Source organism: Hanstruepera sp. CR43 (assembly GCF_055227665.1).
This window is the reverse complement of sequence record NZ_CP200078.1, coordinates 1,539,153-1,556,966: the sequence shown is the minus strand read 5'-3', so window position 1 is coordinate 1,556,966 and position 17,814 is coordinate 1,539,153. Positions and strand designations below refer to the sequence as shown.

Genomic DNA, 17,814 nt, shown 5'->3' with positions numbered 1-17,814 from the left:
GCTGCCTTTTTTTATTTTTATAGAACTATGAAATCACCATTTGATGATAATTATTTTATGCAAAAGGCTTTACAGGAAGCTGAATTAGCTTTTGATAAAGGCGAGATACCTGTTGGGGCGGTTGTCGTTATTAAAGATCGAATTATTGCGCGAGGACATAATCTCACAGAATTGTTGAATGATGTCACAGCCCATGCAGAGATGCAAGCTATAACAGCTGCTGCTAATTTTTTAGGGGGTAAATATTTACATGATTGTACTTTATATGTAACACTTGAACCATGTCAAATGTGTGCAGGAGCTTTATATTGGAGTCAAATATCGCGGATTGTTTTTGGTGCTCGAGATGAAGATCGCGGATGTATAAATTTAAAAACAACCTTACATCCCAAAACCAAAATTGAAGGGGGCATCATGGCAGATGAAGCATCCAAATTGTTGAAGCGATTTTTTATTGAGAAACGAAATTTGAATTAGTTTTTTTGACTTTCCCTTTCGCGCATTTTATCTAAATTTTCCTTGGTCAGAAGATAGTCCTTGACATCTTTGTTTTTCCATCGATACCAACTAAAGAGTGGAAAAACAACAAAGAACAAACCCATTACGCCAAAACCAACTAATTTTTCTGAAAGGTCTAAATCTGTTGAAAAGCCAACAATAATTGAAACTATGGATACAAGAAATAAAAACGCAATTACATATTTCATAGTTATGTTGTAAAATTAATGAGTTCCCGTCGGTATGCCGTTAGTAATTTGGATTTAGAAACAAACCCTAAATAAATCCCGTTTTTAATTACGGGGAGATTCCAAACGCCCAAATCCTGAAATTTTTGCATTACTTGCTTCATACTATCCTGATTATAATCAATAAATCCTGGAGGCATTTGCATAAACGTTTCTACAGAAGTGGAATGATACAATGATTGGTCAAACATGATGTTACGGATGTCGTCCAAAAGCAGAATGCCCACTAAATGCTTACTCTCATCAACGACAGGAAAGAGGTTTCGGTTGGATTTGGCTACGCCCTTGTGAAGCATGTCTCCCAAGGACATATCAGGATGTAATGTAATAAAGTCTTTTTCTATCACACTATCTAGAGTCATTAAAGTCAAAACACTGTGATCTTTATCATGGGTTAGCAAGGCTCCTTTTTCAGCTAATTCTTTAGTGTAAATAGTATGCTCAACGGCATTTCTAGTAATAATAAATGACATAGAAACCGTAATCATTAATGGTACAAATAACTCATAACCACCTGTAATTTCAGCGATTAAAAATATCGCTGTAAGTGGTGCATGAAGTACACCAGAAATAAGACCTGCCATACCAATCAAGGTAAAATTGGCTTCAGATACATGAAAATTCAAACCAACATTATTAATTATTTTGGCAACAACATTTCCTAAAGCACTACCCATTACCATGGTTGGAATGATGATACCACCAGATCCACCTGCCGCAAATGTTGTTGTCATGGCGACAGCTTTGAAGATGGTTATTCCAATTAATAGGGCAATGATAACCCAGATATTACCTAAATATTTATCAAAAGGCGTGTGCCCCAAAGCATGTAAATGATTACCGTCCAACAAATCGTTTATAAACCCAAAACCTTCCCCGTATAGAGGCGGAATGAAATATAACATGACACCTATGGCTAAACCACCAACAATCAGTTTTTGCCCATTGGTCTTAAACCGATTGAAAAAAGCATAGGTGCTAAAGTATATTTTAGAAAAGTATATGGAAGCAATCCCAGTGCCAATTCCCAATACGATGTAGAACAAGGTGTCTTTTAATAAAAACTTATCTGACACATTGAAATTGAACAATACGCCATCTCCCAGGAAAAAGTAAGAAGTCAAAACCGAAGAAACCGATGCAATGAGTAATGGGAGTAAAGAAGCAAAGGTTAAATCAAGACTGAATACTTCTATGGCAAAAATAATGGCAGCAATGGGCGATTTAAAAATGGAGGCAATGGCTCCGGCTGCGGCACAACCAATGAGTAGCGTGCGTGTTTTTCTATCAATGTGGAATAGTTGGCCAATATTGGAACTTATTGCCGATGCTGAAGCAATAGCAGGGCCAAGTAAACCAACTGAACCACCAAAACCGACCGTCAGTGGAGCTGTTATTAAAGGTAAATATATTTTACTGGGTTTTATAAGTCCATTTTTTTTTGAAAGTGAAAATAGTATACTCGGGATGGCATGTTCAACGGGTTTTTTAGCAACGTATTTCATAAATAAATACACCAACCAAATACCAATGACGGGTAAAATAAAATAGATGCTGTTTTGTGACCAAACAATGACTTTTTCAAGTAACCATTCTATTCCAAAAGTGATATTTTTGATGGTTACGGATACTAAACCAGCTAAAAGTCCAATAAGCATACTCAATAAAAAAACAAAGTTCTTTTGAGAGATATACTTATAACGTAAAATGAGTATTCGTTTTATAAATGCCTGTGTAGTCATCAATTTAGTTAGTATAAACTAAAACTACTAAAAAATCCTGCATGGAGCAGGATTTTATGTTTATGATTTTAAATTTAATTTTAAGCTCAACTCTTCCAATTGTTCATTATCTATAGGAGCAGGTGCATCAATCATAACATCACGACCCGAGTTGTTTTTAGGAAACGCAATAAAATCTCTGATGGTTTCTTGACCTCCCAAAATAGCGACCAATCGATCCAACCCAAAAGCGAGTCCACCATGTGGTGGTGCACCATATTGAAATGCATCCATGAGGAAGCCAAACTGTGCTTTGGCTTCTTGAGGCGTAAAACCGAGATAGTCAAACATTAAAGCTTGTGTTTTTTTATCGTGAATTCTTATGGAACCACCGCCAATTTCATTACCATTCAACACTAAATCATAGGCATTAGCCTTTACAGCACCAGGATTCGTTTCCAATAATTCTAACTGACCTGGTTTTGGCGAAGTAAATGGGTGATGCATGGCATGATATCGCTCGGTTTCTTCATCCCATTCCAATAAAGGAAAGTCTAGTACCCAAAGCGGTGCAAACTCATCTGGTTTACGTAAACCTAAACGTTCTGCCAATTCCATACGCAATGCACTTAATTGGGTTCTTACTTTGTTAGTATCTCCAGAAAGCACGCAGATTAAATCACCAGGTTTGGCTCCAGTAACTTCAGCCCATTTAGCTAAATCATCTTGGTCATAAAATTTATCAACAGATGATTTATAGGTGCCATCTTCATTACAACGGCAATACACCATCCCTAAAGCACCAATTTGTGGGCGCTTGACCCAATCAATCAAATTGTTCTATCTCTTTTCGGGTGTAGTTGTTTCCTCCTGGAACTGCAATACCAACTACTAATTCAGCGTTGTTAAAAACACCAAATTCCTTATGTTGTGCTACCTCATTGAGTTCACCAAACTCCATACCAAAACGAATATCTGGTTTGTCATTACCATATAAACGCATAGCATCATCATAAAGCATTCGAGGAAACTTATCAATTTCAATGCCATTTACTTCCTTTAATAAATGACGTGTTAATCCTTCAAAAGCATTTAAAATATCCTCTTGCTCAATAAATGCCATTTCACAATCTATTTGAGTGAATTCTGGTTGTCTGTCAGCGCGTAAATCTTCATCCCTAAAACATTTAACAATCTGAAAATACTTATCCATACCACCTACCATGAGCAACTGCTTAAAGGTTTGAGGTGATTGCGGTAAGGCATAAAATTGACCTTCGTTCATTCTACTAGGCACAACAAAATCTCTGGCTCCTTCTGGAGTTGATTTTATTAAATAAGGGGTTTCTACTTCGATAAAACCTTCGTTAGAAAGATAATTACGAACTTCTTGAGTGACTTTATGCCTAAAGATTAAACTGTTTTTAACAGGGTTACGACGAATATCCAAATACCGATATTTCATACGAATGTCTTCGCCACCATCGGTTTTGTCTTCAATAGTAAAAGGCGGGAGGAGTGCCTCATTCAATACTGTCAATTCGGAAACCAAAATCTCAATATCACCAGTTGGGATATTGGGGTTTTTGGAAGCGCGTTCAATGACTGTTCCTTTTACTTGAATAACAAATTCACGACCTAAATTTTGAGCTTGTTCAATCAATGTTTTTGAAGTACGCTCCTCATCAAATACCAATTGGGTAATACCATATCGATCTCGCAAATCTACCCAAACAATGAATCCCTTGTCGCGAGATTTTTGAACCCAACCAGCTAATGTAACTTCCTCGTTGATGTGTGATGACCTTAATTCACCACAATTATGACTTCTATACATAATCAAAATTTAGAGTTGCAAATTTAATGAAGTTAAATGATTATCAAATGAAAAAGCCTTAACAATTGTTAAGGCTTTTTCTGCTATTAATCAATCCATTATTTGAGGGAAACGGATTCATTTTCAATTATTAAATTACCAGTACGTTTTTTGTGCAACCACATTTTTAATTTCATGACTAGGAAAAATAAAACGGGGACTATGACTAAAGTTAGAAACGTTGCTACAATCAAACCGTATATAACGGTCCAAGCTAATGGACCCCAGAACACCACATTGTCTCCTCCGATATAGATATTCGCATCAAAATCTTTGAACAAAGTAAAGAAATTGATGTTGAAACCAACTGCCAATGGAATAAGACCCAATATAGTAGTTATCGCAGTCAATAAAACGGGACGTAAACGCGCTTTACCAGCCCTGACGATAGATTCAAATAAATCATCGACTTCCAAATAGTCATGTTCATCAACATTTAGGTTGACTTTCTTCCTATCAATCAATAATTGAGCATAATCCAATAACACCACACCATTATTAACAACTACTCCAGCTAGCGAGATAATTCCAACCATGGTCATCATGATTACAAACGAACTTCCAGTGATAACAATACCGCCAAATACACCTATAAAGCTCAAGAAAATGGCAATCATGATAATGGCTGGTTTAGAGACTGAATTGAATTGGAAGATTAAAATGAAGAAAATCAAAGCTAGTCCAGTAAAAAAGGCGCCTACCAAAAAGGCCATTTGCTTGTTTTGTTCTTCAATTTGACCCGTATAGTCAATTTTAATACCCTCTGGCATATTTTCAAAACTCTTCATTTCATTTTGTATTTGTCTAACAACAGCACCTGCATCTGTTTCTCCCGGCGCTAATGCCGAATAAACGGTTACAACACGTTTAGTATCCCTGTGTTTAATAGCGCTGAATCCTGAAGAGTTTTCGTGTACTGCAATGGCTGAAATAGGAATCTCTTTAATCTGACCGGAAGCCATATCCCTGAAAGTGATTTTCTGATTGAAAAGGGCACTTTTATCATAGCGATTGGCTTCGTTAAACCTTACATAGATATCATAATCATCGCCATCTTCTTTATAGACACCAGCTTTAGCTCCAAAAATGGAATTACGTAATTGTTGTCCCACTTGCGATGCGCTAATACCCAATTCGCCGGCCTTTTCACGGTCAACAATCACGCGCATGACAGGTTTGTCTTTATTGACATCAATTTTAAGCTCATCGACACCAGCAACATTTTTACTATTAATGAATTGACGCATCTTTTCTGCAGTATTGATTAACTCATCATAATCATTACCTTCTATTTCAATATTAATAGGAGCACCTGCAGGAGGGCCTGCCATATCCTTTTCAACCGAGATTAAAACTCCAGGGTAAATACCAACCAATGCTTTTTGGACTTTTTGGCGCAAGACTTCACTATCTTCACCCTCTCTGTATTTGAACTCACGCATAGAAGCGGTAATTTTTGCTTTGTGTGGCATTTCAGCAGCGGAGCCGGCATCCGTTTGAGGGTTTCCGGCACCTTCCCCAACTTGTGATACAGCACTTTCTACCATAAAATTATAGTCGCCATCTTTGTACTGCGAATCATCCAAAACCTTAAAAACACGTTTTTCAATTTCTTTGGTTATGGTATTGGTCTTCTCTATAGCGGTACCTTCAGGATACTCGATGTAAACAATAATTTGATTGGGTATGTTATCAGGAAAGAATTCGACTTTGGTGCGTTCACTCATAAGAGATCCAATAAAAGCAGCTATTGAAATTACAAAAAGCAAGAAAGCTCCAAAACTTAAAGTATACGGTTTCCATCCAGATAGTGACCATCGTAGTGTTCTTTCGTATAAACGCTCTAATTTTACTAGAGTTTTGGTTTGGAAATTATTGGCCCATTTGCGTAAAAGCAATCGGTAAACCCACAACATAATGGCTGTGAAAACCATTAAACTGCCTAAAGCACGATATTCGCCTGCAACAAAATAGACCATAATACCCAAAGCAGCCATGATGCCTGTAAGCGTCACAATACGTTTTAATGGCATATCCTTATCTTCTATACTCATGAATTGTGAAACCAATACCGAGTTAAAAAATATGGCTACAAACAACGAAGAGCCCAATACTATGGAAAGTGTTTGAGGTAATATTTTCATGAATTCACCCATGATACCAGGCCATAAACCGATAGGAATAAAAGCTGCAACCGTTGTAGCTGTTGAAATAATTATTGGAAAGGCAATTTCGCCAATTCCTTTTTTGGCGGCTTCTACACGACTCATACCTTCCTCATCCATTAATCGATAAACATTTTCGACTACAACAATTCCGTTATCCACCAGCATACCTAATCCCATAATTAGTCCGAATAGTACCATGACGTTTAGCGTAAAACCGAACATGTTTAGAATCATCAATGAAATAAACATGGACATAGGTATGGCAAAACCAACAAAGATGGCATTCTTAAAACCAAGGAAAAACATAAGAACAGTAACAACTAAAATAACTCCAAAAATGATGTTGTTAACTAAATCGTCAACTTGACCAATTGTTACCGAAGATTGATCATTGGTGATAGTCACTTTCAAGTCTTGAGGAAAAACACTGACTTTAGCATCCTCAACGATCTCTCTTACTTGTTCCGCTGCAGCAACCATGTTTTTTCCTGCCCGCTTTTTAACATCCAGCATAACTACTGGTTCGCCATATTCTCTAGCATACGTGGTTCTGTCTTCTTCCTTAAAACTAACGGATGCGATATCTTTTAAATAAATTGGATTGTCGTGTTCTGATTTTACGACAAAATCACGAAGTTGATCTGGATCTTCAATTTCACCCAAAATCCGGATGGTTCTACGTTGTCCACTGGCCTTGATGTTTCCTGCCGACATAGTAACGTTACCACCGTTAATAGCATTGATAACATCACTAAAGGATACTTGAGCAGCCATCATTTTATAGATGTCAACAGCCACTTCAACTTCTTTTTCTTGAGCACCCCGAATGGCAACTTCTTTTATCTCTAAAAGATCTTCAATTTCATCCTGAAGATATTCGCCATATTCCTTTAATTTTTCTACTGGGTAATCACCTGAAATATTAATGTTCAGAATGGGCATTTCTTCAGACATACTCAAATCAAAAACATCCGGTTCTACTTTAGCGCCATTAAAGGTAGGCCAGTCCTCACCCGTTGTTTTAGATTCTACTTCATCCTTCACTTTTAATTTAGCTTCTTCAACGGTAATCCCTTCATCAAATTCAACGATGACCATGGAATAATCCTCTTGTGATGTTGAGGTTATTTCAACAACATTACTGACGGTTTTCAACTCATCTTCTAAAGGATCTGTAATAAGTTTTTCTATATCTTCAGCTGTATTTCCAGGGAAAACAGTACTGACATATATTTTCGTTTCGTTTACTTCAGGGAAGTTTTCCCTTGGCATTTCAAAGAATGCCGAAACACCCAAGTAAAAGAATACCAGAATCAGGACATAAATGGTGGTTTTGTTATTAATAGCCCATGATGATAGTCCAAATTCTTTATCGACTTTTTTCTGTCTTTCAGTCATATTTTATTTTTTTGGCTTTGGGTTAGTTTATTGTTGCGTTTCGTTGTAGTCAATAACTTCAACAGATTGTCCATCCTTGACACTACGCGCACCTTCTTTGATAATTTCGGTATTGTTTTCAATTCCAGAAAGGACTTCAATAACATCGCCTTGTGTTTTTCCAGTAGTGATAATGGTCTTTTTGGCAACACCAATATTATCGCCATCTTTTTCTGATACAGTGTAAATATATTGTAAACCTTCAGCATTTTCCGAAATGACACTTTGAGGAATTAAAATGGCTTCCTTATTGGTATAATCATTAATCTTCAGTTTAGCCGTTAAGTTTGGTTTGATGTTCTTTTCGGAATTTGGAATACCAACTTCAACCTTAAAAGTACGGTTGGATGGATTGATAAAATCACCGGCTTGACGAATTTCTGTTTCTATACTTTTTCCTAAAACAGGGAACTCCACAACGACATGTTTGCCTTTGGTAACATCTTCAATGTAACGTTCAGGCACATTGGTTTCAATATACATATTGTTAAGGTTGACCAATCTAAATAATTGCGATTGCCCAGCAGCCACAACACTACCTTGTTCGGTAATCACGTCATCAATGGTTCCTGAAAAAGGTGCTTTGACAACCGTTTTGGCTATTTGTTGATTAAGCTGATTAACGGCTTTTTCTTGCGCCTCATAGTTGGATTTGGCTTGTAGAAATTGAATTTCACTGCCTATATTTTGGTCCCAAAGGCGTTTTTGGCGTTCGTACGTAGTCTTTGCTAAATCAGCTTGAATTTGTAATTGTGCCAGTTGCTGACTTAAACCGCCATCATCAATTTTTGCAAGGGTTTGACCTTTGTTAACCTGCTGGCCTTCGGTTACATATACCTGGGTCAAAATACCATTATATTCTGGTGTAATCACTAAAAGGTCTTTGGTGGTAACATTTCCTTGAATTTCAAAATAGTGATTAAAAGACTCCGTTTTGGCCTTAAATGTTGTTATTAAAGGTACTTTTTTAACCGTATCTACTTTGGCTATGGCGTCATCCAATTGAACTAACTGGTCATGAATGGTTTGCTGTTGTTCAACAATTTCAGCACGTTTTTGGCGCATAAGTTCCAGATTGTTTGAACTTAAGACGTTTTCCAACGAATTTTTTTTGCCCTCTCCGCAAGAGAACAAAATAGTGGTTGCTAATAGGAGTGTTAGTATATTTTTCATTTTTATTGTGATAGCTTAATAATTAACAGTGTTCAATATGGTTTCTAATTCTGCTTTTTTAGCAATGACGTTAAACATGGCTTGCAAATATTCTTGCTGGGCAGTATATAATTGTGTTTGAGCTTGACGCAAATCAAAACTGGTAGCAATACCCTCAAAAAATTTGGTTTCGTTTTTTGATTCTATGCGTTCGGCTAAATCTAAATTTTCTTTTTTATTGGTATATTCTTCAATGGCAAATTGATAATCACTTTTAGCATTGGCTATTTGAAAACGTAATTCTTGTTCAGTCTGCGTTAGTTCTTCTTTCGCTTTTTCAACATTAATTTTAGCTCGCTGGGTAGCGGCACTGCGCATACCTGAACTGAAGATGGGCACTGTGAGCCCGACTCCAAATAGCGCTTGACCAAACCATTCCTGATTGTTGTTGGTGAATGTAAACTTATCACTGAATCCATTATAGCCAGCCGACACAAAAGCGTTCAAGCTTGGCATGTACGTGCTTTTTTCAAGCTTTAACTGCAATTCGGTTGTTTCCATGTAATTAGACGCTATTCTATAATCTATTGTGTTTTCAACATTGTCATCAGAACTCAATAAATCCAGAGAGATATTCTGAAGGGTTAGAGTTTCCAAATCATCAGTAAGAACGGTATTTGTGTTCAAATCTAACCCCAATGAAATATTAAACATTTTGTAGGCTAAATCTTTCAATCTAATATAATTGTTCAGATAGCTTTTTAAACTGCTTAATGTTATTTTTAACTGTTCAACACTTTCTTCTTCTTCCAAGCCGTTTTCATAAATCTTTGTAGTTTCATCCAGGTTTTTTTGAAGGACAGCTATGTTATTATTTACAATTTCCAGACTCTTTTCTGCAAGCAAAACATTGCCATAGGCATTAATCACGGCTTTTCTGACTTCCAAATCTGTTTTGGTTTTGGAATTTTCTGAAATTAAAAGATAGACTTTGGCAGCTTGAAGACCAACTAAATAGGATCCATCGAACAATAGCTGACTTAACGTTGCTGTGGCGTTCACACTTTGTTTGGTTCCAAATCTTAAAGGAATAAAACCTTCAGGGCTGTTTACTGGCGTATCATTTCTAACAGCACCATCAAAATAGGTGTCGACAATGTCAATAGTACTTTGGGTGTTGTCAAAAGCCGCAGCAGGTAAAAGCTGTACTTGTTGCTTTATCCAGTTTTGGTAATCTATAGCACCGTTTATTTGTGGTAAACCTGTTGCAGTAGTTTCCCATTTTTCTTTTTCTGCAATTTCTACATCACGAACTGCATTTTTTGCAGCTCGGTTATTTTCCAATGCAAAATCTATGGCTTCCTGTAATGTAAAACTATACGTACTCTCTTGGCTAAAAGAGATACTGGAAAACAGGAAAGTGATAATTATTAATAAAGTTTGTTTCATTGATTGTTATTTGGAAAGTTTTTATTAGGATTGATTCACTTTTAAATACTGGTTGAGTAATTCTATTCCTTTAGGGGTACAGATTCCTCGTAAATGATACTCTAAATAATTGTCCATTAAAGTTTTCATTGAAAAATTCTCCAATGGAAATAACCCCTTATCCTTTAAAGACATCATGCAATTGAAATAGATTTTGGAAATAAAATTGACATTAAGGTTTTCTCTGTATAATCCAATTTTCTTACCTCTTTCCAGATTGCAGCTCACACAATCATCCATCACGCAATATTGTTTCTCCTTTATATCTTTGAATATTTTAGGATAATATTTTTCCAACTGAAATTGAGGAGAGGATTTTTCATCCTTTAGATTGTGCATCAGGAATTTTTTGATTTCATAAATTTCCTCAATTGGGTTTTTCTCCATATCCCTGATATCTTCAATGCCACTGGATATAAATTGGAATAAGTACATTACAGATTCTTCAACCAGGATAGTTTTGTTTTCAAAGTATTGATAAATGGTTTTTTTAGATATACCCAAATTATTGGCAATATCATCCATAGTCACACTTTTAAACCCATAGGTTAAAAATAAATCAACAGCTGTTTTTAAAATATCTTCTTTCATAATTAGGTGCAAAGCTACGCAAGGAAACTTTAAAAACAAAAAAAGTTTCCAAAGTTTTAATGTTTTTTTAACATTGGGATAAACTTGTTGCGATTGTATAATCAATTCCTTTATTTTTGTTGGATGCAAAATGTAGAACACTTTCAACAAGCTTTTAATGACCATTTAATAGGCTTTTCTAAAGAACGGGAACCGAGATCTTTGTACGATCCTGTCAATTATATTTTACAACTGGGAGGAAAACGGTTACGGCCTGTTTTAACGTTAATGACTGCAGAAATTTTTGGCAGTAGCTATAAGAATGCTTTGGATGCGGCATTAAGCATTGAAGTGTTCCATAATTTCTCATTAGTTCACGATGATATCATGGATGATGCTCCCTTAAGAAGGGGTCAAGAAACCGTGCATGAAAAGTGGGATATTAATACGGGCATCTTATCTGGAGATGCCATGCTGATTCTGGCCTATCAATTATTTGAGAATTATGAGGCTGAAACATTTCAGGCTTTGGCGAAATTATTCAGCAAAACAGCATTAGAGGTTTGTGAAGGGCAACAATATGATATCGATTTTGAAACACAGGACGATGTTACTATTGGACAATACCTTAAAATGATTGAATATAAAACAGCTGTTTTGGTTGGAGCTGCCATGAAAATGGGTGCCATTGTTGCAGGAGCGAGTGAAGATGATCAAGAGGGTATATATGATTTCGGAAAAAATTTGGGTATAGCCTTTCAGTTGCAAGATGATTATTTGGATGTTTTTGGAAACCCAGAGACATTTGGTAAGCAGGTAGGTGGTGATATTATTGAGAACAAAAAAACCTATTTATACCTTAAAGCGGTAGAACATTTAAATACTGATGACCAATTGCAATTGCAACATTTGTATAGTATTTCCCCTAATGACCAAACAGATAAGATAGAGTCTGTCAAGCAGTTGTTTATTGAATCTGGATCTGATAAGGAAACAAAAAATGCTATAGAGAACTATACTGCCAAGGCCATGTCAATTTTGAATACGCTGAATATATCGGCGTCTAACAGACAAGTTTTAAAAGATTTTGGGTTGATGCTAATGAATAGAGAGGTTTAATGCAGTTGCCAGTATCATTCAATGATTTGATTTCGGAAGCTGAAAAATATCAGCTTTATAATCAGTTGGTTAAACAATTGAACAAGGATTTGGCTTTAGCCAATATGGATTTAAGTTTTGCTGAAGATATTCTACCATCCAGTTTAAAGTTTTTGCTCCATGAAGCCTTATATAAGTTGATACAAGAAAGGTTCATGGACTATTTGAACCTGTTGTATATCATTGATGTTTCGGAAAAACAAATAAGATCTTTAGATGGTACAGACACTTTAGAGATGTCAGAACAGGTTTCTTTTATGATATTGCAACGCGAATGGCAAAAGGTTTGGTACAAAAACCACTATAAAAGTTAAAAATATACGCGTATAAATGGTGCCCAAGGTTGTGCATAAATACTTTTATCTCTATCATATAATACATCATAGCGCATGCCAATGGCAATTGAAACATTTTCAGTAATGATGCTGTATCCAGCACCCAAAAACAAAGCAGGGTACCAATAGTTTTCATCGAAATTTAAAACAGTGTTGTAGTAATTTCTATTAACATTCAATTGCTCAAATTCTGCAGAAAGTTGAACCTCTCTTATTGGGTTATAAAACCCAATGACACTTCCTCCAACAATGGACGAACGATAAAAATCCTTGTCTTCGTTATAAGTGTAGTTCAAGCCTAAACCCATGGCAACTTGTGGATTAAACCGGTAAATAGCACTTGGCGCAATGGTACCACTAAAAAAACCACTACCAAAACTTAAACCAATACCGCCACCAATGGCAACATGATTCCAGAAATCACTTTTTTCATTTTGTGCTAAAACAGATGGTTGAAAACTTGATAAAAATAATAGGGTTAATAAGCTTAATTTTCCAAAAACGAGCTCTTTTTTCATCAACAACATAATTAGCGTTTTAAACATGTTATAAAAATAACAAAACCATACCTAATTATACTAAAAATTGTACTTTTGTATAAATTTTGTCTGAAAGATTCAGTTTTAAAATATTTATGGATAAATATTCCTTTTTAAACGCCGCACATACAGCTTACTTTGCTGATTTATACGACCAATATTTAGAAAATCCAGATTCTGTTGAACCAAGTTGGAGGGCCTTTTTTCAAGGTTACGATTTTGGTAGTGAGAATTATGGTATGAATGGAGAAATTGTCGAAGGTGTTTCCACTCAAATTCCAGAGCATGTTCAAAAAGAATTTCAAGTTGTAAAGCTCATAGATGGTTATAGAACTCGGGGACATTTATTCACTAAAACGAATCCTGTAAGAGCCAGAAGAAAATATGCTCCAACTTTAGAAATAGAAAACTTTGGATTATCCCAAACGGATATGGATACCGTTTTCAATGCTGGTGAAATATTAGGCATCGGATCACAAACTTTACGACAAATAGTAGATCATCTAGAACGGATTTATTGTGATTCCATTGGCATTGAATACATGTATATCAGAAAACCGGAAGAAATACAATGGATTCAAAATAAGCTCAACATCAATGATAATCAGCCTAAATTTTCTGCTGATGAAAAAAAACATATCCTTAAGAAGCTAAATGAAGCTGTTTCGTTTGAAACATTTTTACACACAAAATATGTTGGTCAAAAACGATTTTCTTTGGAGGGCGGTGAATCGCTTATACCTGCGTTAGACACACTCATTGAAAAAGCATCGGAATATGATGTCAAGGAATTTGTCATGGGAATGGCTCACAGAGGAAGACTAAGTACCCTTACCAACATTTTTGGAAAATCGGCTAAAGATATTTTCAGTGAGTTTGACGGTAAGGATTATGAGCAAGAAGTTTTTGATGGTGATGTTAAATACCATTTAGGTTGGACGAGTGATCGCGTTACCGATTCAGGAAAGAAAATTAACTTAAATATAGCGCCTAATCCATCACATTTGGAAACAGTTGGTGCTGTCGTTGAAGGAATAGCCAGAGCAAAACAAGACGATAAATACCCTAAAAACCCATCACAAGTTTTACCAATAGTTGTTCATGGTGATGCTGCCATTGCAGGTCAGGGATTGGTATATGAAGTTGTTCAAATGGCACAATTGGATGGTTATAAAACCAATGGAACCATTCATATTGTAGTCAATAATCAAATAGGGTTCACTACCAATTATCTTGATGCGCGTTCCAGTACCTATTGTACCGATGTTGGTAAGGTGACACTTTCGCCTGTATTGCATGTAAATGCCGATGATGCTGAAGCTGTTGTGCATGCGATGCTTTTCGCATTGGATTTCAGAATGACATTTAAGCGCGATGTGTTTATTGATTTATTGGGTTATAGAAAGTATGGCCATAACGAGGGAGACGAACCTCGATTCACACAGCCGCTTTTATACAAAGCCATTGCAAAGCATCAAAATCCGCGAGATATCTATGCTGAAAAATTAAAGGCAGAGGGTGTTGTTGATGATTCTTTCGTTAAAAACCTTGAAGAAGATTACAAGGCGAAATTAGAAGAGAATCTTGAAGATTCCCGTAAGGAAGATAAAACAGTCATAACCCCTTTTATGCAAAATGAATGGGTGAATTATACGACTGTTGAAGAAGACAAAATGATGAAGCCTATAGATACTTCATATCCAAAAGAGGAATTATCTAAAATTACAGATGTTATTTCAACTTTGCCAAGTGATAAGAAGTTTATTAGAAAAATATCCAGATTGGTTGAATCCAGGAAAACCATGTTTGATGAAGACAAATTAGATTGGGCCATGGCGGAGCATTTGGCTTACGGTTCTCTTCTTCAAGAAGGTTATGATGTGCGTATTTCTGGACAGGATGTTGAAAGGGGAACATTTTCTCATCGTCATGCTGTTGTTAAGGTAGAAGATAGTGAAGAGGAGGTTGTTTTATTGAATAATATTAGTGACAATCAAGGCCGATTTTTTATATATAATTCGTTGCTTTCAGAGTATGGTGTGGTTGGTTTTGACTATGGTTATGCTATGGCGAGCCCAAAAACACTTACCATTTGGGAAGCACAATTTGGTGATTTCAGTAATGGAGCCCAAATCATGTTGGATCAGTATATTTCAGCAGCTGAAGATAAATGGAAACTTCAGAATGGATTGGTTATGTTATTACCTCATGGTTATGAAGGTCAGGGAGCAGAACATTCCTCGGCAAGAATGGAGCGATATTTACAATTATGTGCAAAAGATAATATGTTTGTGGCAGATTGTACGACGCCAGCAAATATGTACCACCTCTTGCGTAAACAAATGAAAGCTAATTTCAGGAAACCACTTATTGTTTTCACACCAAAAAGTTTGCTGCGTCACCCAAGAGTGGTTTCAACGGTTGATGAATTTACCAACGGTAGTTTCCAAATGGTGATTGATGATGAGCGTGCTGATTTGAATAACATAAAAACCTTGGTTTTTGTGACAGGGAAGTTTTACTACGATTTGCTTGAGGAGCAAGAAAACCTCAATAGAAATGATGTAGCGTTGGTTAGGGTAGAACAATTATTCCCACTGCCAGTAGAAGATATTAGGACTATTTTAAATAAATACAAAAACGTCAATGACGTTGTTTGGGCACAGGAAGAGCCACGAAATATGGGTGCTTACAGCCATATGCTCATGCATTTGGATGAAGCAAAGACTTTCAGGGCTGCAACTCGCAGACCTTATGGGTCACCTGCTGCAGGAAGTTCCGTACGCTCGAAAAAACGCCATCAAGAAGTCATTGATTTTGTATTTGACAAATCGAAAAACAATCAACATTAAAAATAAATAAAAAACTAAAATAGGTAACACAATGATTTTAGAAATGAAAGTTCCTTCACCAGGAGAATCTATCACAGAAGTAGAAATAGCAACTTGGTTAGTTGAAGATGGTGACTATGTTGAAAAGGATCAGGCTATTGCAGAGGTAGATAGTGATAAGGCAACTCTAGAGTTACCAGCAGAGGCTAGCGGAACCATTACCTTAAAAGCAGAGGAGGGAGACGCTGTAGCCGTGGGAGCGGTAGTTTGCTTGATTGATACAGGTGCTGAAAAGCCAGAAGGTGAATCTGAAGAAAAAGAAACCAAAAAAGAAGATGCTCCTAAAGTTGAGGTATCTGAATCAAAATCTGATAAAAAAGAAACTCAAACCTATGCCACAGGATCTGCAAGTCCAGCTGCTAAAAAAATCCTAGCTGAAAAAAATATGTCAGCAAGTGATGTTGAAGGTACAGGTAAAGATGGTCGTGTTACTAAAGATGATGCTGTAAAAGCTGTTCCATCTATGGGAACTCCAACGGGAGGGAATAGATCAACCTCTAGAAGCAAGATGTCTATGTTGAGACGGAAAGTAGCAGAGCGTTTGGTGGAAGCCAAGAATACAACAGCAATGTTAACTACTTTTAACGAAGTAGATATGTCACCTATTTTTGATTTAAGAAAAGAATACAAAGATGCCTTTAAGGAAAAACATGGTGTTAGTTTAGGATTTATGTCCTTCTTTACTTTGGCTGTGGTCAGAGCATTAAAAATGTATCCTGCTGTTAACTCCATGATTGATGGAAAGGAAATGATAAGCTATGATTTTGTTGACGTTTCCATTGCTGTTTCAGGACCAAAAGGACTTATGGTACCGGTTATTAGAAATGCTGAAAACTTATCGTTTAGAGGTGTTGAAGCCGAAGTTAAACGATTGGCAATACGTGCTCGTGATGGTCAAATAACTGTGGATGAAATGACAGGAGGAACATTTACCATTTCAAATGGCGGTGTTTTTGGAAGTATGTTGTCCACACCAATTATTAACCCTCCTCAAAGTGGTATTTTGGGGATGCATAATATTGTGGAAAGACCAGTAGCAGTTAATGGAAAAGTAGAAATACGACCAATTATGTATGTGGCATTATCTTATGATCATAGAATTATTGACGGTAAAGAATCTGTTGGATTTTTAGTGGCTGTAAAAGAAGCTTTGGAAAGTCCTGTGGAATTATTGATGGATAATGATGTCAAAAGAGCATTAGAGCTCTAATTAGTTATTCATAGTGAAGAGAAACTAAAAGCGCAACCATTCTGGTTGCGCTTTTTTCTTGATATGAAATTAACTAACTAAAAAATATAACAAGAATATTTATTGATACAACTATGGCTGCCAAAAGTATCAAGCCTATAACAAAATATTTATTTGCTCCAGTATCGTTTTCCATTAGGTCAAGTAATTATAAGTTTTGGGAATAAAATATATCTGTAAAGTTAAAATGTATAAACCTTTAAAAAAATACGTACTTATACGTATTTTTCTTTATCAATTATTCTTCTTAAAAAAGAAACTCCGTGTTGTTTGACCAACACAGAGTTCCAAAATATAATTCTCCCTAAGAACTAATTAATAGCATGGTAAAGGTATAATGCTTTGTTGAATTAAAAAATACGTACTTATACGTATTTTTACTGGAAGCGGTAGTTTGCATTTTGAACCAAAAAAGAAGGCTTTTTTGAACTAACAAAAAAGCCTTCCATAATTCCCTACAAGAATTTCGATTAATAGCACTGTA

Annotated in this window: 12 protein-coding genes and 1 pseudogene; 5 read left to right on the top strand and 8 right to left on the bottom strand. The window is 36.0% G+C overall.

What is annotated here, in order from left to right; genetic code table 11:
- Window positions 1–27 precede the first annotated feature (27 nt).
- On the top strand, window positions 28–477 hold the full coding sequence (locus tag ACKXGU_RS07105) for a nucleoside deaminase (protein ID WP_463467351.1): 450 nt from the start codon (window positions 28–30) through the stop codon (window positions 475–477).
- Here the strand turns inward: ACKXGU_RS07105 and ACKXGU_RS07100 are convergent.
- From ACKXGU_RS07100 to ACKXGU_RS07070, 7 genes and pseudogenes are all read right to left on the bottom strand, one after another.
- The gene (locus ACKXGU_RS07100) at window positions 474–707 is read right to left on the bottom strand and encodes a hypothetical protein (protein ID WP_463467350.1); all 234 of its coding nucleotides are present in this window, start codon (window positions 705–707) and stop codon (window positions 474–476) included. The genes ACKXGU_RS07105 and ACKXGU_RS07100 overlap by 4 nt on opposite strands.
- A gap of 2 nt (window positions 708–709) precedes the next feature.
- On the bottom strand, window positions 710–2,488 hold the full coding sequence (locus tag ACKXGU_RS07095; RefSeq protein ID WP_463467349.1) for a chloride channel protein: 1,779 nt from the start codon (window positions 2,486–2,488) through the stop codon (window positions 710–712).
- A gap of 60 nt (window positions 2,489–2,548) precedes the next feature.
- Window positions 2,549–4,304: pseudogene (gene aspS, locus ACKXGU_RS07090) on the bottom strand (aspartate--tRNA ligase).
- 98 nt (window positions 4,305–4,402) lie between these two features.
- A complete protein-coding gene (locus ACKXGU_RS07085; protein WP_463467348.1) occupies window positions 4,403–7,909 on the bottom strand; it encodes an efflux RND transporter permease subunit in 3,507 nt (1,168 codons plus the stop codon).
- A 27-nt stretch (window positions 7,910–7,936) separates the two neighbouring features.
- Complete coding sequence (locus ACKXGU_RS07080; protein ID WP_463467347.1) at window positions 7,937–9,121, bottom strand: efflux RND transporter periplasmic adaptor subunit; 1,185 nt, start codon at window positions 9,119–9,121, stop codon at window positions 7,937–7,939.
- Between the two features lie 15 nt (window positions 9,122–9,136).
- Window positions 9,137–10,549: a TolC family protein gene (locus ACKXGU_RS07075; RefSeq protein WP_463467346.1), complete on the bottom strand. Its 1,413-nt coding sequence runs from the start codon at window positions 10,547–10,549 to the stop codon at window positions 9,137–9,139.
- Window positions 10,550–10,573: 24 nt separating this feature from the next.
- Entirely contained in the window at window positions 10,574–11,179 is a 606-nt protein-coding gene (locus ACKXGU_RS07070; protein WP_463467345.1) for a TetR/AcrR family transcriptional regulator, read from the bottom strand.
- 123 nt (window positions 11,180–11,302) lie between these two features.
- Here ACKXGU_RS07070 and ACKXGU_RS07065 point away from each other — a divergent pair, with 123 nt between their 5' ends.
- Window positions 11,303–12,277 (top strand): polyprenyl synthetase family protein, encoded by a 975-nt coding sequence (locus tag ACKXGU_RS07065; RefSeq protein ID WP_463467344.1) that lies wholly within the window; start codon window positions 11,303–11,305, stop codon window positions 12,275–12,277.
- Complete coding sequence (locus ACKXGU_RS07060) at window positions 12,277–12,630, top strand: hypothetical protein (RefSeq protein ID WP_463467343.1); 354 nt, start codon at window positions 12,277–12,279, stop codon at window positions 12,628–12,630. The genes ACKXGU_RS07065 and ACKXGU_RS07060 overlap by 1 nt, the downstream gene beginning before the upstream one ends.
- On the opposite strand, the gene ACKXGU_RS07055 is transcribed toward ACKXGU_RS07060, so the two are convergent.
- The gene (locus ACKXGU_RS07055) at window positions 12,627–13,169 is read right to left on the bottom strand and encodes an alpha-ketoglutarate decarboxylase (protein ID WP_463467342.1); all 543 of its coding nucleotides are present in this window, start codon (window positions 13,167–13,169) and stop codon (window positions 12,627–12,629) included. The two genes, ACKXGU_RS07060 and ACKXGU_RS07055, sit on opposite strands and share 4 nt — an antisense overlap.
- A 116-nt stretch (window positions 13,170–13,285) precedes the next feature.
- On the opposite strand from ACKXGU_RS07055, the gene ACKXGU_RS07050 reads away from it, so the two are divergent.
- The gene (locus tag ACKXGU_RS07050; RefSeq protein WP_463467341.1) at window positions 13,286–16,042 is read left to right on the top strand and encodes a 2-oxoglutarate dehydrogenase E1 component; all 2,757 of its coding nucleotides are present in this window, start codon (window positions 13,286–13,288) and stop codon (window positions 16,040–16,042) included.
- Window positions 16,043–16,073: 31 nt separating this feature from the next.
- On the top strand, window positions 16,074–17,291 hold the full coding sequence (gene odhB, locus ACKXGU_RS07045; protein WP_463467340.1) for a 2-oxoglutarate dehydrogenase complex dihydrolipoyllysine-residue succinyltransferase: 1,218 nt from the start codon (window positions 16,074–16,076) through the stop codon (window positions 17,289–17,291).
- Window positions 17,292–17,814 lie beyond the last annotated feature (523 nt).